The organism is Actinocatenispora thailandica (genome assembly GCF_016865425.1).
Classification (GTDB): domain Bacteria; phylum Actinomycetota; class Actinomycetes; order Mycobacteriales; family Micromonosporaceae; genus Actinocatenispora; species Actinocatenispora thailandica.
In genome coordinates this window covers 2,261,238-2,281,177 of the sequence record NZ_AP023355.1, presented here as the reverse complement: position 1 = coordinate 2,281,177, position 19,940 = coordinate 2,261,238, and the positions used below count along the sequence as shown (strand labels likewise).

General features: G+C 73.4%; 14 protein-coding genes and 1 pseudogene. 5 read left to right on the top strand and 10 right to left on the bottom strand.

Annotated features, from left to right (window positions below; all coding sequences use genetic code 11):
* Positions 1-110: 110 nt before the first annotated feature.
* Positions 111-1,037 carry a metallophosphoesterase gene (locus Athai_RS10130; RefSeq protein ID WP_239156843.1) on the bottom strand — a complete coding sequence of 309 codons (927 nt, stop codon included), beginning with the start codon at positions 1,035-1,037 and terminating at the stop codon, positions 111-113.
* Positions 1,038-1,320: 283 nt separating this feature from the next.
* Between Athai_RS10130 and Athai_RS10125 the strand changes: the two genes are divergently transcribed.
* A complete protein-coding gene (locus tag Athai_RS10125; protein WP_203961267.1) occupies positions 1,321-3,648 on the top strand; it encodes an alpha-L-fucosidase in 2,328 nt (775 codons plus the stop codon).
* 222 nt (positions 3,649-3,870) lie between these two features.
* The gene (locus Athai_RS10120; RefSeq protein ID WP_203961266.1) at positions 3,871-4,725 is read left to right on the top strand and encodes a class I SAM-dependent methyltransferase; all 855 of its coding nucleotides are present in this window, start codon (positions 3,871-3,873) and stop codon (positions 4,723-4,725) included.
* Between the two features lie 70 nt (positions 4,726-4,795).
* Here the strand turns inward: Athai_RS10120 and nfi are convergent, their stop codons facing one another.
* The 5 genes from nfi to Athai_RS10095 all read right to left on the bottom strand — a co-directional run bounded on the left by nfi (position 4,796) and on the right by Athai_RS10095 (position 10,471).
* Positions 4,796-5,473, bottom strand: a complete 678-nt coding sequence (gene nfi / locus Athai_RS10115) for a deoxyribonuclease V (RefSeq protein WP_203961265.1) — start codon at positions 5,471-5,473, stop codon at positions 4,796-4,798.
* Between the two features lie 52 nt (positions 5,474-5,525).
* Positions 5,526-6,542 (bottom strand): ABC transporter permease, encoded by a 1,017-nt coding sequence (locus Athai_RS10110; protein ID WP_203961264.1) that lies wholly within the window; start codon positions 6,540-6,542, stop codon positions 5,526-5,528.
* Positions 6,539-8,164: a sugar ABC transporter ATP-binding protein gene (locus Athai_RS10105; RefSeq protein WP_203961263.1), complete on the bottom strand. Its 1,626-nt coding sequence runs from the start codon at positions 8,162-8,164 to the stop codon at positions 6,539-6,541. Before Athai_RS10105 ends, Athai_RS10110 begins: the two co-directional genes overlap by 4 nt.
* On the bottom strand, positions 8,161-9,249 hold the full coding sequence (locus tag Athai_RS10100; RefSeq protein ID WP_203961262.1) for a sugar ABC transporter substrate-binding protein: 1,089 nt from the start codon (positions 9,247-9,249) through the stop codon (positions 8,161-8,163). The genes Athai_RS10105 and Athai_RS10100 overlap by 4 nt, the downstream gene beginning before the upstream one ends.
* 190 nt (positions 9,250-9,439) lie before the next feature.
* Positions 9,440-10,471 (bottom strand): LacI family DNA-binding transcriptional regulator, encoded by a 1,032-nt coding sequence (locus tag Athai_RS10095; RefSeq protein WP_203961261.1) that lies wholly within the window; start codon positions 10,469-10,471, stop codon positions 9,440-9,442.
* Between the two features lie 110 nt (positions 10,472-10,581).
* On the opposite strand from Athai_RS10095, the gene Athai_RS10090 reads away from it, so the two are divergent.
* Positions 10,582-11,430 carry a carbohydrate kinase family protein gene (locus tag Athai_RS10090; RefSeq protein WP_203961260.1) on the top strand — a complete coding sequence of 283 codons (849 nt, stop codon included), beginning with the start codon at positions 10,582-10,584 and terminating at the stop codon, positions 11,428-11,430.
* 164 nt (positions 11,431-11,594) lie between these two features.
* Here Athai_RS10090 and ileS read toward each other — a convergent pair.
* From ileS to Athai_RS10075, 3 genes and pseudogenes are all read right to left on the bottom strand, one after another.
* Positions 11,595-14,719 (bottom strand): annotated as a pseudogene (gene ileS / locus Athai_RS10085) (isoleucine--tRNA ligase).
* Between the two features lie 349 nt (positions 14,720-15,068).
* Entirely contained in the window at positions 15,069-15,491 is a 423-nt protein-coding gene (locus Athai_RS10080) for a phosphatase domain-containing protein (protein WP_203961259.1), read from the bottom strand.
* Positions 15,488-16,183 (bottom strand): nucleotidyltransferase domain-containing protein, encoded by a 696-nt coding sequence (locus Athai_RS10075; RefSeq protein ID WP_203961258.1) that lies wholly within the window; start codon positions 16,181-16,183, stop codon positions 15,488-15,490. Before Athai_RS10075 ends, Athai_RS10080 begins: the two co-directional genes overlap by 4 nt.
* A 278-nt stretch (positions 16,184-16,461) precedes the next feature.
* Here Athai_RS10075 and Athai_RS10070 point away from each other — a divergent pair, with 278 nt between their 5' ends.
* Positions 16,462-16,749, top strand: coding sequence for a hypothetical protein (locus tag Athai_RS10070; RefSeq protein ID WP_203961257.1), 288 nt, complete (start codon positions 16,462-16,464; stop codon positions 16,747-16,749).
* A gap of 76 nt (positions 16,750-16,825) precedes the next feature.
* A complete protein-coding gene (locus Athai_RS10065; protein WP_203961256.1) occupies positions 16,826-17,116 on the top strand; it encodes a hypothetical protein in 291 nt (96 codons plus the stop codon).
* 55 nt (positions 17,117-17,171) lie between these two features.
* On the opposite strand, the gene Athai_RS10060 is transcribed toward Athai_RS10065, so the two are convergent.
* The gene (locus Athai_RS10060; protein ID WP_203961255.1) at positions 17,172-19,937 is read right to left on the bottom strand and encodes a hypothetical protein; all 2,766 of its coding nucleotides are present in this window, start codon (positions 19,935-19,937) and stop codon (positions 17,172-17,174) included.
* Between the last annotated feature and the right edge of the window lie 3 nt (positions 19,938-19,940).

The following is a 19,940-nucleotide window of genomic DNA, read 5'->3' as shown; positions in this document are numbered from 1 at the left end:
GCGTCACCCGGCCCGGTGACTGCCGCAATCGACGTAGTTGATCGTTACGCCACCGGCCGGGCCCCGTGCGACCGGTTCGACCCCGCGCGGCGCGGCGCCAGCCCGGCGCTCTAACGCGGGTCCTCCCGGTAGGGCAGGCGGGTGACCAGGCACGGACCGCCGGCGAACAGGCCACCGTCGACCGACAGCGCGCGTCCGTTGGCGTACCGCAGTGGCGCGGTGACCTCGCTCGGGTCGACCGCGAGGTGCTCCGGAATCGGGCTGTGGCCGTGCACGTACTGGTGCCCGCCGAGGGTGCCCAGCACCTCCCCCACTCGGGCCGCGCCGTCCTCGCCGCGGAAGTCGTGCCGCCGGGTCAGCTGCCGGAAGCACTCCCACCAGCGCGGCGCGTCACCCTCCACCAGCTCGGTACGCAGCGCCGTCACGATCTGCTCGACGCTGTCGCCGTAGTCCAGGTAGGCCACCGTGTCGGAGTGCGCGAGCAGGAAGTCGTCGGCACGGACCATCGCCGGCCGCTCGGTCAGCCACTCCGCCTCGTCGTCGGTCAGCGCATCCAGGTCGCTGTCCCGGCCGCCGTTGAGCTGCCAGGTGGTGTGGAAGCTGCGGGCGCCGGCCGGCAGGTCGATCAGCTCGTCGCCGAACCGCCGGCTGCCCAGCAGCAGGATCTCGTGGTTGCCGAGCAGCGTGTCGACCCGACCGCCGACCGCCGCCGCCTCGCCGCCGAGCCGGCGCACCAGCCGGATCACGCCGATCCCGTCCGGGCCGCGGTCGGTCAGGTCACCCAGGAACCACAACCGGGTGGCGCCCCCGGACCAGTGCCCGTCGGCGTCCACCAGGCCGTTGCCGGCGAGGGTGGCGAGCAGCGGTTCGTACTGGCCGTGCACGTCGCCGACCACGTAGAGCGGCCCGGCGGGCGGACCGGCCAGCGCGGCGTCCGCGGGCGAGTCGGCCGTCGACGGATCGGCCCCGGGCGGCTCGGCCGCCGGCTGGGACGCGGACGGCTCGGGCGCGGACGGTACGGAACTGGAGATCGGCACGGGCACATGCTAGATGGCGCGGCGGTGAGGTGCGGCACCGTCCGAGCGGTTCGGTGTGGCACGCGGCGTGCCGTGGCGGACATGTCGGCTGTGGCGACACGGACCGCGGGGCCGGGCCGCCGGTTCGTGCCCGGTCGCCGGGCTTGACGTCTTCGCCCGGTCGCGGTCCAATAGCGCGTGGTCGATACATCCGACCTCTTTCCGGCGCACTCCCGCGTTGGTCCGCAAAACGCGGCAGTTGTCCGATCAGAGATCGGGTGAAACCACCGATCGGGAGGAATGCATGGGACTGCCCAGGAGACACCTGCTGACCGCCGCAGCCGGTACCGGCGGCGCCCTCGCGCTCGGCGCCGCGGTGCCCGCGTCGGCCGAGACACCCGGCGCCCGACCGGCCGCCGCCGGCGAACCGGAGCCGGCCGCGCCGGTACCGGTGTCGATCGCCGCGAAGTACGACAACAACGGCATCGGCGTCGCCGCCGGCGACGCGAACATCGACGGCAGCGGGTACGGCTTTCCGGCCGGCCAGCTGCCGTCCGGCAGCGTGACCGTCGACGGCGTGCGGTACGAGTTCCCGGCCACGACCACCGCCGGCGCCCCGGACAACCTGGTCGCGGCCGGCCAGACCATCGACCTGCCGGCCGGCCGCTACCTCGCCGCGTACCTGCTCGCCACCTCGACCTACGGTCCGGCCGGCGGCGACGCGACCGTGCACTACGACGACGGCAGCACCAGCACCGCCGCGCTGTCCGCACCGGACTGGTACACCGCCGCGGGCGCGCTCGCCACCACCGACCGGTACTCCCCCGACGGGACCGACCACCACCCGGTGTCGATCTTCCCGGTGTCGGTGTGGTGCGACCCGAACCGCACCGCGACCGCGCTCACCCTGCCGGCCACCGCGCAGCCGGCGGCGGGCGCGGCCAGCCTGCACGTGTTCGCGCTGTCGTTGCAGCCGGTGACGGCCGGCCGCGCGGTGGCGGTCCGGGCCGCCGCGTCCACCACGCTGTGGTTGGGCGCGGGGCGCTCGCAGGTCGTCGCGGTGACCGTGGCCAACCTGGGCAGCGAGCCGGTCACCGCCGCGCACCGGTTGACCGTACGGGTGGCCGCCGACGGCGTGCACACCACCGCACCGGCCCGGATCGCCCGGTTGCTGCCCGGCGAGCAGGCCCGGGTGCAGGTCGGCATCCGGTCGCCGGGCCTGCCCGCCGGTACCAGGGTCGACGGCACCGTCGAGGTCACCGGGCGGGGCGTGTCCGCGCAACGGGACGTCACGCTGACCGCCGGCATCCCGCGCTACCGCGGCACCGAGACGTCGCTGGCCACCCACCAGGCGCCCAACTGGTACGACGACGCCAAGTTCGGCATCTTCATCCACTGGGGCGTCTACTCGGTACCGGCCTGGGCGCCGGTCGGCAAGGAGTACGCCGAGTGGTACTGGGCCCAGCTGGACAACCCCGACGACCCGACCCACGCGCACCACGCGCAGACCTGGGGCGAGGACTTCGCCTACGACGACTTCATCCCGCGCTTCACCGCGGCGAGGTTCGACCCGGTGGCGTGGGTCCGGCTGTTCGAGCAGGCCGGCGCGCGCTACTTCGTGCTCACCGGGAAGCATCACGAGGGTTTCGCACTGTTCGACTCGCACGTCTCGGACCGCAACGCGGTACGGATGGGGCCGCGCCGGGATCTGGTCAAGGCGCTGTTCGACGCGGCGCGGCGGCACGCACCGTCGCTGCACACCGGCGTCTACTACTCGTTGCCGGAGTGGTACAACCCGGCCGACCCGTGGCGCGGGCGCGGCCCGCAGAACCCGTACACCGGGGCGCCCGAGCCCTACACCGGCGACCGGGGCGAGACCGACTACCTGCACCAGTTGCAGATCCCGCAACTGAAGGAGCTGATCACCCGGTACCGGCCGGATGTGCTGTGGGGTGACATCGGCACCCCCGCAACCGATCCCGCGGTGCTGGCGCTGCACTTCAACCAGGCCCTGGAGTCCGGCCGGCAGGTCACCGTGAACAACCGGATGGGGCTGTCGGCCAGCGACTTCAGCACGCCGGAGTACGCGTCGTCGTTCGCGCTGTCGACGGCGAAGTTCGAGGCGTGCCGCGGGATCGACCCGTTCTCGTTCGGCTACAACGCCGCCACCCCGGACGACGCGTACGCCACCGCGGACGAGCTGATCGGCCAGCTCGTCGACGTGGTCAGCAAGAACGGCAACCTGCTGCTGGACATCGGGCCGCGCGCCGACGGCAGCATCCCGGAGATCATGGCCACCCGGCTGCGCGAGATGGGTGCCTGGCTGGATGTCAACGGCGAGGCCGTGTACGGCACCACGTACTGGGACAAGGGCGCGGCCGAGGGCGACCTGCGGTTCACCGTCGCCGGCGACCGGGCGTTCTACGTCAGCTCGCTGGTACGGCCCGGCTCCCAGCTGGTCGTGCACGCGCCGGTACCGATCACCGCCGGCGACCGGGTCGAGTTGCTCGGTTACCGGCCGGAGCTGTCCTGGCGGCACCGGGACGACGGAGCGCTGGTGGTGGACGTGCCGGCCGCCGCGGCGGACGCCGGCCGCCACGTCTGGACCTTCCGCATCTCCTGGCCGCGCTGAACCGCCCGCATCCCCCGGACCGCGTCGAGTCGCCCGGCCGCGCTGAACTCGCCGACGCGCGGCGGCAGCCGGCCGCGTCGTCCCTCCCGGCTCGGCGGTACCGAGCCGGTCGACTACACCCCCGGGGAGTACCACCGGGGTGTAGTCGACGATGCGCCCGCTCGACGATGCCTCACCGGGCCGCCGGTGCCATGCTGGCAAAAACACCCCCGGGAGGTATCAGTGACGCTGGTCGTGAACACCCACCAGGCGCAGGCGTGGAACGGCTACGAGGGCCGGCACTGGGCGCGGCACCAGGACCGGTACGACGCGCTGAACGCCGGCCTGACCGGGCCGCTGTTCGCCGCCGCCGGCATCGTGGCTGGCGAGCGGGTGCTCGACGTCGGCTGCGGCAACGGCGCGACCACCCGGCTCGCCGCCCGGGCCGCCCGGCCGGGCCGGGTGGTCGGCATCGACCTGTCCGCGCCGATGCTGGCCGTCGCCCGCGCGAGCAGCACCGCCGAACGGCTCGACAACGTCGACTACCGGCAGGGCGACGCCCAGGTGTACGACTTCGGCGCCGAGCGCTTCGACGTCGCCATCAGCCGCGCCGGGGTGATGTTCTTCGCCGACCAGCGGGCCGCGTTCGGCAACCTCGGCGGCGCGCTGCGCCCCGGCGGGCGGCTCGCGTTCGTCTCGCTCGGGGCGCCGACCGGCGACGACGAGATGTGGCAGCTGTTCGACGCCGTCCGAGCGCACGGGTCCGGCACGCCGGACACCGGCGCGCAGCCCGACTCGCTCGCCGACCCGGCCCACGTGGCCGCGGTGCTGACCGACGCCGGCTTCACCGGCATCCGGGTCGAACCGACCCGGGTACCGCTGAGGTGGGGGCGCGACGCCGCCGACGCGGCGGAGTTCCTGCTCGGCTGGGGCCCGGTGCGGCACTGGCTGCGCGACGCCGACCCGGCGGCGATCGCTGCCGCGCGCGCCGACCTGCACGCCGCGCTGTCCCGGCACGAACGGCCGGACGGGGTACGGACCTGGTCGACCTGCCTGGTCACCAGCGCCCGGCGCCCCGGCCCCGGGCCCGCGCGCTGACGCGGCCCGCACCACCCGACGGAGGGGGCGGGAGCGAACGCCCGGCCCGGCGGGCGCCGGGCCGTGGCGGTCAGTCGCTCGCGGCGGCGAGAGCGTCGCGGCAGAGCCGGTCGGCGCGGCGGGTGGTCTCCGGCAGCCGGTACCGCGGGGTCAGCCGGAGCGCCAGCGTGCACGCCGCGGCGAGGTCGAGCCGGTGGCCGACCGACACGTACACCGGCTTGACGTCGTCGCGGGTGCGCAACGCGCAGCCGAACTGCTCACCGTCGTCGAGCAGTGGCGAGCCGTCCCCGCGCTGCCGGCCGGGCGGATCGTGCCGGCCGGACAGCGGCGTCTTGGCGATGCCGATCGCCGGCCGGTCCAGGAGCACGCCGAGGTGGCAGGCGAGGCCGAACCGGCGCGGGTGGGCGAGCCCGTGGCCGTCGCACACCAACACGTCCGGCACCGTGGTCAGCGCGGCGAGGGCGGCCAGCAGGGCCGGCAGCTCCCGGAACGCGAACAACCCCGGTACGTAGGGAAACGCCGCGACACCCACGCTGGTGGCTCGGTCGACCGGCGCGAGGGTGTTCGCGTCGAGCACCACGACCGCGGCCGCCAGCCGATCATCGTCGCCGTACGCGACGTCGAGGCCGGCGACGGTCCGCAAGGGTTCGGGCAGCGATCCGGTGGTGCGCACCAGCGGCCGCAACCGGTCCTGTTCGGCTCGGGCCTGCGCCGCGGTGGCCGGCCAGTCGAGTTCGGGTACCCGCACCCGGCCACGGTACGGCCCCGGCCGGCGCGCCGGCCGGCCGGGACCGCGCCGGTCACTCGCTGCTGCGCTCGCCGCCGACCAGCCGGGACAGGGCCAGGGCGACCAGGATGACGGCCCCGTCGACAGCGTCGATCCAGTAGCTCTGCACCTGGGCCAGCGCCAGCAGGTTCTGCACCAGCCCGAGCAGCACCACACCGGTCGCGGCGCCGAGCATGTTGCCCCGGCCGCCGTTGAGGCTGACGCCGCCGATGACCGCGGCGGCGAACACGGTGAAGATCAGGTTCGTGCCCTGGTTGGCGGTGACCGCGACGACGCGGCCGGCCTCCATCAGACCGCCGAGCGCGGCGAGACCACCACCGACGACGAACACGCCGATGCGGATCCGGTCCACCTTGATACCGGCCGCCCGGGACGCCTCCCGGTTGCCGCCGATCGCGTACAGCGACCGCCCGGTCCGGGTGTAGCGCAGGTAGAGCCCGGCGACGACGAAGATCACCGCGGCCACCCACACCGAGATCGGGATGTCGGCGAAGTAGAACGAGCCGAGCGCGATGAACGACTTCGGCAGGCTGCCGACGGTGTGGCCGGACACGATGCCGGTCTGCACGCCGGCGAGCAGGATGTACATCGCCAGCGTCAGGATGAAGCCGTTGATCTTCGCCTTGACGATCATCGCGCCGTTGAACAGCCCGATCAGCCCGCCGACGAGCAGCCCGGCGAGCAGCCCGAGCAGCGGGTCGATCTCGATGCCCAACCCGGACGAGGCGGCCGGCGCGACCAGCCACGCGGCCACCATCGCCGACAGGCCGTAGTTGGACTGCAGCGACAGGTCCATGCTGCCGGTGACCAGGATCAGCGTCTCGGCCACCACCACCACGCCGAGCGCGGAGATCTGCTGGCCGACATTGGCCAGGTTGGTCAGGGTCAGGAACGAGTCGCTGACGAACGCGCCGACCACGCACAGGATCACGATCACCGGGATCAGCGCGAACTGCTGGATCAGGTTCACCGCGGCGCCGCGCCGGGCACCGGCGGCCACCAGCGCCGGCTCGACAGTGGTGTTGGTCATCGCTGCGGTTCCCCCTCGGTACCGGCGCCGGCGCCGCGGTGCCGGTCGCGCTCGTCCTTGCCATCCACAGTGGACGGTTCTGCCGGGTCCGGTGTCGCCGCGCTCGGCAACCCCTCGGCCGCGGCGATCAGCCGCTCCCGGTCCCAGGGCGGGTCGGTGAACTCGGCGAACACGGTGCCGCGTACCAGCACCACGATCCGGTTCGCGATCGCCAGATCGGCCAGATCGTCCGAGACCAGCAGCACGCCGGCACCACCGGTGCGGGCGTCCGCCAACGCGCCGAGCAGCGACCGCTTCGACGCGACGTCGACGCCCTGCGTCGGGCCCACCGCCACGACCACCTTCGGATCACGCGCGAGCGCCCGCCCGACCACCACCTTCTGCTGGTTGCCGCCGGACAGCTCGCCCACCGGCTGCCCGGTACCGGCGGAGACCACGTCGAGGCGGTCGGCCAGGGCGCGGGCCGCGGCCCGGTGCCGTGCCGGGGCGAGCACCCCGTAACGGGTCAGCCGGTCGTTGATGGTCATGGTGATGTTGTCGGCCACGCCCAGCAGCGGCACGTAGCCGCGGTCGTGCCGGTCCTCCGGCACGTAGCCCACGCCGCGGCGCAACGCCACGTCCGGCCGCCCCGGCGGTACCTCCCGGCCCGCCACCAGGATCCGGCCGCCGCGCGCCTTCACCAGGCCGGCGACCGCGTCGGCCAGCGTGCTGGTACCGGAGCCGGCCAGGCCGAGCAGACCGACGCACTCGCCGGGCCGCACGTCCAGGCTGACGCCGGCGACGCTGCCGCGGCCGTCGACGGCGGTCAGCCGCTGCACGCTCAGTACCGGCTCGGCGGTGGTGTCGCGGGTCGGTGCGGCGTCGATCGTGGTGGCGTGCACGTCCTGCGCGTCCGCGGCGCCCACCATCGCCGCGACCAGCCGGTCCTGGCCGATCTCGCCGACCGGCGCGGTCACCACGTGCCGGCCGTCGCGCAGCACGGTGACCTCGTCGCAGATCTCGTACACCTCCTCCAGATGGTGGGAGATGTAGAGGATGCCGACGCCGGCCGACAGCAGCGGCCGGATCCGGTCGAACAGCCGGCTCACCGCGGCCCGTTCCAGCGCCGCGGTCGGCTCGTCCAGGATCAGGCACCGGGTACCGGCCGAGAGCGCCCGGGCGATCTCCACGATCTGCCGCTGCTCCACCGAGATCGCGCCGGCCAGCGCCGTCACGTCGATCTCGACACCCCAGTCGGCCATCACCCGGGCGGCCTCGGTCCGCATCGCGGCCGGGCTGATGGCGCCCCACCGGCGGCGCGGCTGCCGGTTGAGGAACATGTTCTCGGCCACGGTCAGCGTCGGCACCAGCATCGAGTGCTGGTAGACGCAGGCCACCTTGCGCCGCCACGCCGCCGGGTCGCCGACCGGTGGGGCCGGCTCGCCGTACAACCGGACCATCCCGGCGTCCGGCCGGCGCAGGCCGGTCAGGATCGACACGATCGTCGACTTCCCGGCGCCGTTGCGGCCGACCAGCCCCAGGCACTTCCCCGGCTCGATGGCCAGGCTGACGTCGTCGAGGGCGCGGGTACGGCCGAAGGTCTGGGCCAGCCCCACGCCCTCGATGACGGCGGTCGAGGTCACTTCGTGGCCGCCTGGTTGCCCCACAGGCTGGGGTCGTCGACGTTGTCCTTGGTGACCAGCGGCGCCTTGATCGGGTCCTCCAGGTTGCTGCCGACGGTCACCAGCGGGCCGGCACCGGACGCCGCCTGCTGGCCCTTGGCGTACTTCTTGCCCATCAGCGCGTCCCGCGAGTAGGACACCGCGTACTTGGCGTACAGGGTGGCCGGCTGGGACACCGTCGCGTCCAGCACGCCGTCCTTGATGTCCTTCATCTCGAACGGCACGCCGTCGTTGGAGACCATGATGATGTGGCCCGGCTTGCCGACCGGCTTGTACTTCCCGGCGCTCTTCTCCGCCTGGAGGATCCCCGGCACCGGCCCGCTCCACTGGGTGTAGATGCCCACCAGGTCCTGGTGGCTGGACATCGCGGTGGCGGCCGCCGTGGTCGCGGTGCTCGCATCCCACTTCGTCGGGTACTTGGCGACCTTCAGCTTCGGGTACTTGCTCGCCATGCACTTCTCGAACGCCGTCGAGCGGTCCCGGCCGTTCAGCGACGACAGGTCGCCCTGCAGTTCGGCGACGGTACCGGACTTGGCGTGCCTGCCGATGTACTCGCACGACTCGGTGCCGTACAGCTCGTTGTCGGCGCGCACGATCATGTACGTGTCGCCGGCGCTCGGCGCCACGTCGACGGAGACGACCGGGATGCCCTTGCTCTTGGCGTAGTCCAGCGCCGGCTTGATCGCCGCCGAGTCGACCGGGTTGACGATCAGCGCCTGCGCGCCCTCCGAGATCAGGGTGCGGATGTCGGAGATCTGCTTGCCCGAGTCGTTGTTGTTGACCAGCGGCCCGATCAGCTTCGCGTGGTACTGCTTGGCGTACTGCTTCTGGTAGGAGATGTACGAGGTCCAGAAGTCGGTGTTGTTGAGCGCGAGCGAGACGCCGAGCTTGAAGGTCTCGGTCCTGCCCAGCTTGCCGCCGCCGGAGCCGCCGGACGACGAGCCCGGGCCCGACTCGGAGCAGGCCGCGAGCGGCCCGATCAGCAGCGCCGTCACCGCCGCCAGACCGATCAGCCGCCGCCAACCGCGCCGCGTGGATCCCTCCATGCGTGGCCGGACCGTGCCGGTTCGCCGCGTAGCATCCGTGCCCACCTGTCCCCCTCTGCCGGGTCGGTTCCACGTGGACCGCCGGGAATGGACGATTCACGTCGCAGCGCGACACTAACCAGGCAATCATCCGATGACAAGACCGTAAGATGCCGGAAACAGACCAGGCGCTGCGGGAATCAGCGGTCGCTCATCGGATGTCAGCGGGTGGGCGCTCTCCGGAGCCGCGCGGAATGATCCTGGTCGGCAGGACCACGGTGCGGGCCGGGCTGTCGTCCCCGTTGAGCCTCGCCACCACCCGCTCGGCGGCGATCCGGCCCATCTCCTCCGGCTCGTGACCGACCACCGTGATGCCCAGGACGTCCGCCAGGTCGAAATCGTCGAAGCCGACCAGCGCCGGCGGGGTGGCCACCCCGGTCAGCGCCCGCAGGGCACCGGCGGTGTTGACGTTGTTGCTGGTGAACAGCGCGGTCGGAGCCGGATCGGTGGCCAGCAGCTCGCGGGTGCTGCGCGCCGCGGTGGCCTGGTCGTGCGAGTCCGCCCGCACGTACCGCTCCCACTGCAGCACCCCGGCGGCACGCATCGCGTCGGCGAAGCCGGCCATCCGTTCCCGCTGGGTCGCGAGCCGGGACAGGTCACCGACGAAGCCGATCCGCCGGTGCCCGCCGCGCAGCAGGTGCGCCACGCCCGCCCGGGCGCCCGCCCGGTTGTCCACCAGTACCGTGTCGACGGCCAGCCGCACCGGCGGCCGGTCCAGGAACACCACCGGGGTGCGGCCGTGCTCCGGCTCCAGGTACGCGTGATCGGTACCGCTGGGCACCACCAGCAACGCCCGCACCCGCCGCTCCAGCAGCTCCTCGACCAGCGACCGTTCCTGGGTCGAGTCCTCGTCGGTACTGGCGGTCACCAACTGCAGGCCGGACGCGCGCAGCACCCGCTCGGCGCCGCGGGCGATCCGCGAGTAGAACGGGTTGGCCAGGTCCGAGATGATCAGGCCGACCGACGTGGAGGTGGCGCCGGAGCGCAGTTCCCGGGCGATCCGGTTCAGCCGGAAGCCGAGCGCGTCGGCCGCCCCGCGCACCCGCGCCGCGGTGGCGTCGGAGACGTGCGGGTGCCCGTTGAGCACCCGCGAGGCGGTCTTGAGGCTGACCCCGGCCTCGGCCGCCACCTGCCGCAGCGTCGGCCGGGCCGCCCGCCCACCCACCGCATCCGGACCGTCCATCGTCACTCCTCGCCATCAGGCGCCCGTACCGCAGCAGCGTAACGACCGCCGTCCCCGGCACCGGAGCGCGTCGGTCGCCGAACTCGCCGCGACCCGACGATCATGGCCCCATGACCATCTTCGTCGCCGGGCCGGTGTCCTGGAACCGACTGGTACAACTGGCCGAACTGCCCGCTCCGCGCCCGCACATGGTGGTGGCGCGCGGGTGGCACGACACTCTCGGTGGCACCTCCGCCGGCAAGGCACTGAACCTGCGCCGGCTGGGCCACGACGTCACGCTGGCCACCGTCATCGGCACCGACCCGGCCGGCGGCCGGGTCCGGTCGGCGCTCACCGGAGCCGGGGTACGGCTGCTGGCCGCGGACACCGACGTACCGACCGAGCAGCACCTCAACCTGATGGACGCGCGCGGCGCCCGCGTCTCGGTGTACCTGGAGACCGGCCCGGCCGATGCCGAGCTGCCGGTGGAACCGGTCACCGCGGCGATGGCGACGGCCTCGGCGGTGGTACTCGATCTCGCCACCCACTCCCGGGCGCTGATCCCGGCCGCCCGGTCGACCGGCGTACCGATCTGGACCGACCTGCACGACTACGACGGGCGCAGCGAGTTCCACGAACCGTTCCGTGACGCCGCCGACCACGTGTTCCTCAGCTCCGACCGGATGCCCGGCTACCGCGACTTCCTCGCCGAGCAGGTCGCCCGGGGCGCCCGGCTCGCGGTGTGCACCCACGGCGCCGACGGCGCGACCGCCCTCGACGCGCGGGGCCGCTGGTACGAGGTGGCCGCCGAGCCGGTGCCCGAGGTGGTGGACAGCAACGGTGCCGGCGACGCGTTCTTCGCCGGGTTCCTCACCCGATACCTGGCGGACGGTGACGTGGCGCACGCGCTGCGCGCCGGCGCCCGGCAGGGTGCCCGCGCGGTACTCAGCCCCGAACTCGCCCCACTCCCGGACGCCTGACCGGGCCGACCGCACCCGTTCCGGTCGGGCGGCCCCGCACCGTCTGGAACCCGGTGGGCTCGGCGCCCACCGGGCGGCACAGCGCCGGCCGGTCGCCCGCGCCACCACAGGTGACCCGGCCGGTGGGCCGCGCCACCGCAGGTGACGCGGCCGTACCGGACCGGTCAGGCCCGGCGCAGCCGGAACGTCAGGCCGAGGCCGTCGTCGGTGAACGGCCTACCGAACCCGTTGCCGTCGCCGGTACCGTGCGCGAAGTCGACCGCGAGCACCTCGTCGGCGACCAGCGCCGCGTGCTCGGTCAGCGCATCGGAGGTCTCCGCCTCGCCCGCGTCCCAGCGCACCGCGATGCGGTCGGACACCTGCAGTCCGCTCGCCTTGCGCGCCTCCTGGATCAGCCGGATCGCCTCCCGGGCCAGCCCGGCCCGGCGCAGCTCCGGGGTCACCGCGAGGTCCAGCGCGACGGTGGCGCCGGACTCGGTGGCCACCGCCCACCCCTCCCGCGGGGTCTCGGTGACGACCACCTCGTCGACGGACAGCTCGATCCGCTCCCCGTCGACGTCGACCGCGGCGGTACCGTCGCGCAGCGCCGCGGACAGCTCCGCCGCGTCGGTGGCCGCGATCGCCGCCGCCACCTGCTGGGTGCGCTTGCCGAACCGCTTGCCCAGGGCGCGGAAGTTCGCCTTCGCGGTCACGTCGACCAGCGACCCGCCCACGGTGGCGAGCGAACCGAGTTCGGTGACGTTCAGCTCGGCGCAGATCTCCGCGGCCAGTTCTTCCGGCAAATCGTCCGCGCCCGCCGCGGCGACCAGCGCCCGGGACAGCGGCTGCCGGGTCTTCACCTTCGCCTCGGCCCGGGCGCTGCGGCCCAGCTCCACCAGCCGGCGGGCCAGCGTCATCTGCCCGACAGCCGCGGGTCGACCAGCGCCTCGTCCGGTTCCGGGAACGCCGCCAGGTGCACCGACTCCGGCGCGTCCGGGGTCACCGGCCGGACCAGGTCCTGCCAGACCCGCTCGGTGACGAACGGAACGATCGGCGCCAGCAGTCGGGTGACCGTCTCGATCGCGGTGTGCAGGGTGGCGAGCGCCGCCGGATCGCCCTGCCAGCAGCGGCGCCGCGACCGGCGCACGTACCAGTTCGACAGGTCGTCGACGAACGCGGCGAGCAGCCGCCCGGCGCGCTGCGTGTCGAACCCGTCCAGCGCCGCGTCCACCTCCCGGACCAGCGTGTTGAGCTCGGACAGCAGCCACCGGTCGAGCAGCGTGCGGTCGGCCGGCTTCGGATCCGCAGCGGACGGCGACCAGTTCGCCAGCCGCGCGTACAGCGCCTGGAACGACACGGTGTTCCAGTAGGTCAGCAGCGTCTTGCGGACGACCTCCTGGATGGTGCCGTGGCCGACCCGCCGCGCCGCCCACGGCGAACCGCCGGCGGCCATGAACCAGCGCACCGCGTCCGCGCCGTTGGCTTCCATCAGCTCGATCGGGTCGAGGATGTTGCCCAGGTGCTTGGACATCTTGCGGCCGTCCTCGGCGAGGATGTGCCCCAGGCACACCACCGTCTCGTACGAGGAGCGGTCGAACACCAGCGTGCCGATCGCCATCAGGGTGTAGAACCAGCCGCGGGTCTGGTCGATCGCCTCGCAGATGAACTGGGCCGGGTAGGTCGACTCGAACTGCTCGACGTTGCGGTGCGGGTAGCCCCACTGCGCGAACGGCATCGACCCGGAGTCGTACCAGGCGTCGATGACCTCCGGCACCCGGTGGGCCTCGCCGCCGCACTGCGGGCAGGTCAGCGTCACCTCGTCGATGTAGGGCCGGTGCGGGTCCAGGCCGGTCAGGTCGCGGCCGGCCAGCTCGGCCAGTTCGGCGAGCGATCCGACGCAGGTCAGGTGCTCCTCACCGCAGCGCCAGATCGGCAGCGGGGTACCCCAGTACCGGGTCCGGGACAGCGCCCAGTCGATGTTGTTGTTCAGCCAGTCGCCGTAGCGGCCGTGCTTGACCGTCTCCGGGTACCAGGTGGTGCGCTCGTTCTCCCGCAGCAGCTCGTCCTTGACCTGGGTGGTGCGGATGTACCAGGACGGCTGCGCGTAGTACAGCAGCGGGGTGTGGCAGCGCCAGCAGTGCGGGTAGGAGTGCTCGTAGGCCAGGTGCCGGAACAGCAGGCCGCGCGCGTCGAGGTCGGCGGTGAGCGCCTCGTCGGCGGTCTTGAAGAACACCCCGCCGACCAGACCGACCTCCGGCGCGAAGGTGCCGTCCGGGCGCACCGGGTTGACCACCGGCAGCCCGTACTCCCGGGCCACCTGCATGTCCTCGGCGCCGAACGCCGGCGACTGGTGCACCAGGCCGGTGCCGTCCTCGACGGTCACGTAGTCGGCGTTGACGACGAAGTGCGCGTCCGGGATGTCGACCAGCTCGAACGGCCGCCGGTAGGCCCAGCGCAGCATCTCCCGCCCGGTGAACCGCTCACCGGTCGTCGTCCAGCCCTCTCCCAGCGCCGAGGCGACCAGCGGCTCGGCCACCACCAGCCGCTCGGTGCCGTCGGTGGCCACCACGTACGCCACGTCGGGGTGCGCGGCGACCGCGGTGTTGGACACCAGCGTCCACGGCGTGGTGGTCCACACCAGCAGCGCCGTGTTGCCGGCCAGCGGGCCGGAGGTGAGCGGAAACCGCACGTACACCGACGGGTCGACGACCGTCTCGTAGCCCTGCGCGAGCTCGTGGTCGCTCAACCCGGTGCCGCACCGCGGGCACCACGGCGCCACCCGGTGGTCCTGGCTGAGCCGGCCGTCGTCGAAGATCTTCTTCAGCGACCACCACACCGACTCGATGTAGGCCGGGTCCATCGTCCAGTAGGCGTCGGACAGGTCGACCCAGTAGCCCATCCGCTCGGTGAGCTTGGTGAACGCGTCCACGTGACGCTGCACCGACGCGCGGCACTTGGCGTTGAACTCGGCGACGCCGTACGCCTCGATGTCGGGCTTGCCACGAAAGCCCAGCTCCTTCTCCACCGCCAGCTCGACCGGCAGCCCGTGGCAGTCCCAGCCCGCCTTGCGGCCGACGTGGAACCCCTTCATCGTCTTGTACCGCGGGAAGACGTCCTTGAACACCCGCGCCTCGATGTGGTGCGCGCCGGGCATCCCGTTCGCGGTCGGCGGACCCTCGTAGAACACCCACTCGGGACGGCCCTCGGTCTGCGCCATCGACTTGGCGAAGATCTTGCTGTCCCGCCACAGCGCGAGCACCTCGTGCTCCAGCGCCGGCAGGTCGACCTGCGCGGGCACCTCGTTGTACAGCGGTGTGTCGGTCATCGACGACGATCCTCCGGCGGACGTGTGCGGCTCCGTCGAAGGGACGAGGACCAGGCCCCGCGGTACCACCCTCCTTGGCCGCGCCACCCGTGCTGCCGGGCGCGACCCACTCGTTGCGCAGCGATGCCGGATCTACTCACCGATGACGGTTTTCTGCCGGCAGCTCCGGGGTGATCTCGCCACCGCGCGCACCGACCGGGCTTCCACCGTCCCCGGATCGCTCTCGGCCGCCTGCGGCGCTACCTGTCCCCATCAGCGCCGTTCCGCTACCACCCCAGCATACCCACGACCCCGGGCCGTCCGACAGCCGATATCGCCACCTCCGGCGACCCGGCTAGAAGTCGCCCGCGGCGACCTGGAAGACGGTGAGGCCGAGGCCGCGCCAGGCCCGCACCACCTGGTCGCGGTCGTCCAGGACCAACAGCACGTCGTACCGCGGCTCGATGTGCTCGCGGAACAGCTCCGACTTGACCACCCAGTCCTTCCGGCGGTCGCCGACCCGCCGCATGTGCAGGCCCTCGTACGCCACCGCGACGTGCTCGCCGAGCCACCGCTCGGTGGCCGTCCGGCAGCCGTCGGTGCGCCCGGAGCAGAACACGATCCGCTGCCCCGCCGCGTGCAGCGCCCGAACCGTGGCGATCACCGGCCGGTTCGGCGTGTCCAGGTGCACCCGGCTCTCGTCGTACGGCGAGCGGTCGCCGCGCAGTGCGACCGTGCCGTCCACGTCGACCAGCACCGCGCTCGGCCGTCTCGTCACGCCGCCCCCTCCGTCCATCGGGCCGCCCGGACCGATCGCAGCCAGCGCTCCACGGCCGGCTCGTCCGGCCGGTCGGGCAGCGCGCTGGGCACCGTGTCCAGCGTCTCGCGGGCCCGCCGCAGCAGCCGCCGCGCCGCGGCCAGGTCGCCGTCGGCGACCCGCTCGCCGAACGCGGCGACCCCGGCCGGGTCGGCCAGCTGGATCCGCACGGTACCGGTCCGGTACAACTCCTCGCCCTGCGCCACCAGCCGGGCCAGGTGCCGCGCGTGCTTGGCGCTCCGGCGCCGAACCAGCTCGCGGTCCGCGGCCGGAACGGCCGCGCCGCCGGACAGTGCCCGCAGCTGCCGGGTCGCGTAGCCCAGGTACGCGTCCCGCACCCGCGGCGCGGACAGGAACGCGGTGCGGATCCCGATCAACCGCTCGCCCAGCCCGGTTCGCACCTCGTACAGGTCGTCCGGCAGCCAGGCGAGTTCCGTGACGGTCGGGTTGGCGCCCAGCGCCAGCCGGCACCACTTCGCCGCCTCGTGCATCGTCACGTCCGGCGCGGTGGTCACCACCGACTCCGTCGGCCGGCGCAGGCCGTGCAGCTCGACGGTGGGCACCGCGAAGACGCCGAGCCGGTCGACGTCCGAGCCCGGGCCGGCCAGCCCGTACGCGGTGGAGCCGACCACGCCGGACAGCAGTACGTGCATCGTCGCCTCCGCCCGCTCCGGTCCCCGATCGAGTCGCACGGTAGGTCGCGGCCGGAGCGGGCACAACCGGGTTGTCGGTGTGCACCGGCAGCAGACCGGGACGGTCCGCTCAGGCCGGGCCGAACTGTCACACCCGGCGACTAGCGTGCGCGGTACATCCCGCACCGATCCGGCGTGCGCGCTGCTGCCGAGCTGCGCAACGGGCGGCCGGCCTGTCGCCCGCGACATTCCCGGCCGGCGATCGGATGCCTCGCCGTTTACGTTCGTATACAGTGGAGATGGTCGTGGACGAGACCTACCGGTTCGACGACGAGAGCTACCGCCACCTCGGCGCGGCCGGTGTCGGCTGGCAGTCGGCGCTCGACGTGCTGCACGCCCGGCCCCGGTTGCGGCAGCACCTCGGCGGCGTGCTGCGGGTCGCCGCCGCCGACCGGGACGGCCGGTGGCTGACCGTGGCGCTCGTCGAGGAGGGCGACGACGGCTACCTGGTGGTCTCGGCCCGCGACCTGTCCGACGCGGAGCGGGCGACGGTGCGCCGGCTGATCGGCGAAGGAGGCTCGGCATGAGCGAGCGGCAGCGAGCGAATCAGGGGAATCGCGCGCCCCAGTGCCTCATGGGCGTTCCGACGAAGGAGGAATCCTCATGAGCGCGGCTCGGGACGATGCGATGAAGGCCCTGGAGTCCGACGACTGGTCCGGCGCACAGGTGGAGCGCGCGCCACGGCGGGCCTCCACGGTGTTCTCGGTGCGGCTTCCGGCGGAGCTCGCCGACTGGCTGGCCGGCGAGGCCGACCACCGACACGTCACCCCGAGCGCGGTGCTGCGGGAGCTGGTCGCGACCGCGGCGCGGGCCGCGAGCGCCGACAGCACCGTCACCCTCCGGCTGTCCGATCTGCACCGGGCCATCGACGCGTTGGCGCACCCGGCGGCCTGACCGGCTCGCGGCGCGGGCGGTCGGCGAGGGGTGAGCCGGCCGCCCGCACCGGGTCTCAGCGGCGGATCGCCGGGGCGTAGGCGACCGCACCGTCGGCGCCGCGGGTGACGGTCCGCAGCTCGACGGCACCATCCACTGTGGACAGGTCGAGTTGTTCCCGGAAGCTGTGGCCGCGCACCGGGGTGGTCTGCCGCCAGTTGCCGCCGACCGGCCGCCACTGCAGCCACGAGGTGATCGTCGTCCGGTACGACCAGGTGACCGTCGGGCGCGTCGTGGTACCGGTGACGGCGAAGCCGCGGTGCACTGGCCCCGCCGGATCGGCGCTCAGCGACACGTCGATCGCGAGTACCGCGAGGCCGTTGCCGGCGAGGTTCGCGGTGATGGTGTCGCCGTCCCGGCTCGCGTCGCCGGACAGCACGGTGGTGCTGCCCCAGGCGGCCCGCTGGCCGGGGTCCAGGGCGCGCGGGTCCAGCGTGGCGGTGGTGCGGGTGGCGGTCGGGGATCCGTTCAACAGCACGAGATAGAGCGTCGTACCGTCGGCGGAGCGGGCGGTGAGCCAGTCGACGTCCGGGTCGGCGACCGTCACCAGCGCGTGCGGGCGGACCAGGTGCGCCGCCCGACCGTACAGCCGGCCCGGGGCGAAGCCGGTCGGTTTGCTGGCGCCGACCTTGGCGGTCATGAAGCCGCGGTCGAAGGCGATCGCGCCGCCGGACCGCAGTTCGGCCTCGGCGACCAGGTAGTCGACCAGCCAGCCGAGGTGCCACCAGCCGTGCCACGGGTAGGTGTGCGCACCGCCGCTACCGGCGAACCAGTAGTACGACGGGATGCCGCTCGCCGGGTCGACGAACGCGTCGCGGCCGCGGGCGGCGGCCCGGGCGAGGTCGAGGAACACCCGGTCGCCGGTGAGCCGGTGGAACCGGACGAACGCGCCGGTGTGGCAGGCGAGCAGGATCGGGCCGCGGGAGTTCGCGGTGCCGTAGAACCCGGCGTGCTCGTAGTTCATCCCGGCCTGGCTGACCTGCCACTCCTCGACCGTGCGCCCCTCGAAAGTACGCGGGTCGCGGCTGGCCTGCGGGTGGGTGAACAGGTGCGCCAGGTAGGTGCGCGCCACCTCGATTGCGGCCGACCGGTAGGTCGCGCTGCCGGTGGCCTCGGCCAGGTCGAGCAGCGCCTGGGCGCAGAACACCACGTGGAAGTCGGGGATCAGCCGGGAGTCGTCGCAGACCCCGAGGTAGCGCCCGGCGCGGACGGCATGGGCGACGAACCAGTCGGCGCCGCGCCGGGCCGCGGTGAGGTAGCGCGGCTCGCCGAGGACGCGGTGGGCGACGAGCAGCCCGTACCAGGTGGCGCGGTAGTCGGTCAACTCCGGATACATCAGCGTCGTCGGGTCGTCCCGCAGGTAGCCGACGTCGAAGCTGCCGTCGGCGTGCTGCCAGGCGAGCAGCCGGTCGGCGGCCAGCCGCACCCGGTCGCGCACCTCCGCGTCGTCCGGGTCGAACAGCAGGATGTTTCCCATGTCGGCGAGCGCGTAGAACGTGGTGAACATCGGCGAGACGTAGTTGGCCGACTGCCCGGCCCGGAAGTTCTCGCTGATCCAGTCGTCGTGCCCCTGGTAGCGGCCGAAGTACTCGCCGAGGGCCGCGCCCTGGAACGGGCCCCCGTCGGCCTGCTGCTGGGCCAGCTTGAAGTTCCGCGCGTACGGCAGCCGCTCCGCCTGCACGACCGGGTCGCCAGACAGCCGGCCGAGCATCCACATCGCGCCCACGTCGGACAGCTTCGCGCTCTCCGCGCCGAGGGTGCGCCCGCCGTACGACCAGGTGTGCCACTGCGAGTCCGGGCCGGTGAGGAAGTCCTGCGAGGTGTCCAGCCGCCAGGACAGCGACTTCAGGTTCCGCGCCACGGCGAGGTAGCCGCCGATCGGGTACACCTCGGTCATCGCGTGCCGCAGCGCGGCGAACCAGCCGTCCGCGGTGAGCAGGAACCGCACCCCGAACCGTACCGTGTCACCCGCGGCGAGCCGCGAGCCCGGCTGCCCCAGCACCGGGTGGTACCCGGTCGGGGCGAAGTCGCCGGCCGCGTCGGTGCTGGCGAGGCCTAGCTGCCAGGTGGTCTGCGCGGAGGCGCCCGCCGGCCACGGGTCGCGGCCGGTGCCCGGCTCCGCGATCATCGCGACGGTCAACCCGTCCCGGCCGGTCAGCAGCGACAGCGGGGTCGGCGCGCTGCGTTCCCGGGCCACCATCGGCATCGTCGGGATGCCCAAGCCGTACCGGGAGGCGGCGGTCGGGTCGGCCTGCGGTGCGGTGCCGGTCCAGTACCCGGGGACGAGCCCGCGGGTCAGTTCACCGGCGTCGAAGGTGGCGAGGGTCGGCGTGGCGATCGAGTACCAGCCGTCGGTGGCGGCGGTGAACGCCAGCTCGACGAGCACCTCGGCACCGTGCAGCGACCAGTCGGCCACCAGCGTGCCCCGGTCGAAGGCGGCGGTGGCACGCACCGCGGCGCCGTGCCGGGCGACCGTCGTCGTCACGGGCACCAGCACCGTTCCGGCGGTGCCGTGCACGACCGCGTCGGAGGTCGGTGCGGTGTCGGCGGCGAGCACCGAGTACGTCCCGGACGGGTGCGGCAGATCCCGCCAGCCGCCCGCCGCGCGCAACCGGATCCGTTGCAGCGCGCCGGATCTCGACCAGCAGAGCTGCACCGAACCGTTGTCCAGCGGTACGGTCGCCGGGGCCGCCTGGGCCGCGCCGGTCGGCAGCAGCGCCGGTACCGCGAGGCCGGCGGTGCCGGCGCCGGCGAGCCGGAGCACGTCTCGTCGGTTCGGCATCGC

What these genes read in the sequence shown, in the direction of transcription:
- Athai_RS10125 (WP_203961267.1), top strand. Translation starts at nt 1,321, where the DNA reads ATGGGACTGCCCAGGAGACACCTGCTGACCGCCGCAGCCGGTACCGGC.
- Athai_RS10110 (WP_203961264.1), bottom strand. Translation starts at nt 6,542, where the DNA reads ATGACCAACACCACTGTCGAGCCGGCGCTGGTGGCCGCCGGTGCCCGG.
- Athai_RS10100 (WP_203961262.1), bottom strand. Translation starts at nt 9,249, where the DNA reads ATGGAGGGATCCACGCGGCGCGGTTGGCGGCGGCTGATCGGTCTGGCG.
- Athai_RS10095 (WP_203961261.1), bottom strand. Translation starts at nt 10,471, where the DNA reads ATGGACGGTCCGGATGCGGTGGGTGGGCGGGCGGCCCGGCCGACGCTG.
- Athai_RS10090 (WP_203961260.1), top strand. Translation starts at nt 10,582, where the DNA reads ATGACCATCTTCGTCGCCGGGCCGGTGTCCTGGAACCGACTGGTACAA.
- Athai_RS10075 (WP_203961258.1), bottom strand. Translation starts at nt 16,183, where the DNA reads ATGCACGTACTGCTGTCCGGCGTGGTCGGCTCCACCGCGTACGGGCTG.
- Athai_RS10070 (WP_203961257.1), top strand. Translation starts at nt 16,462, where the DNA reads ATGGTCGTGGACGAGACCTACCGGTTCGACGACGAGAGCTACCGCCAC.
- Athai_RS10065 (WP_203961256.1), top strand. Translation starts at nt 16,826, where the DNA reads ATGAGCGCGGCTCGGGACGATGCGATGAAGGCCCTGGAGTCCGACGAC.
- Athai_RS10060 (WP_203961255.1), bottom strand. Translation starts at nt 19,937, where the DNA reads ATGCCGAACCGACGAGACGTGCTCCGGCTCGCCGGCGCCGGCACCGCC.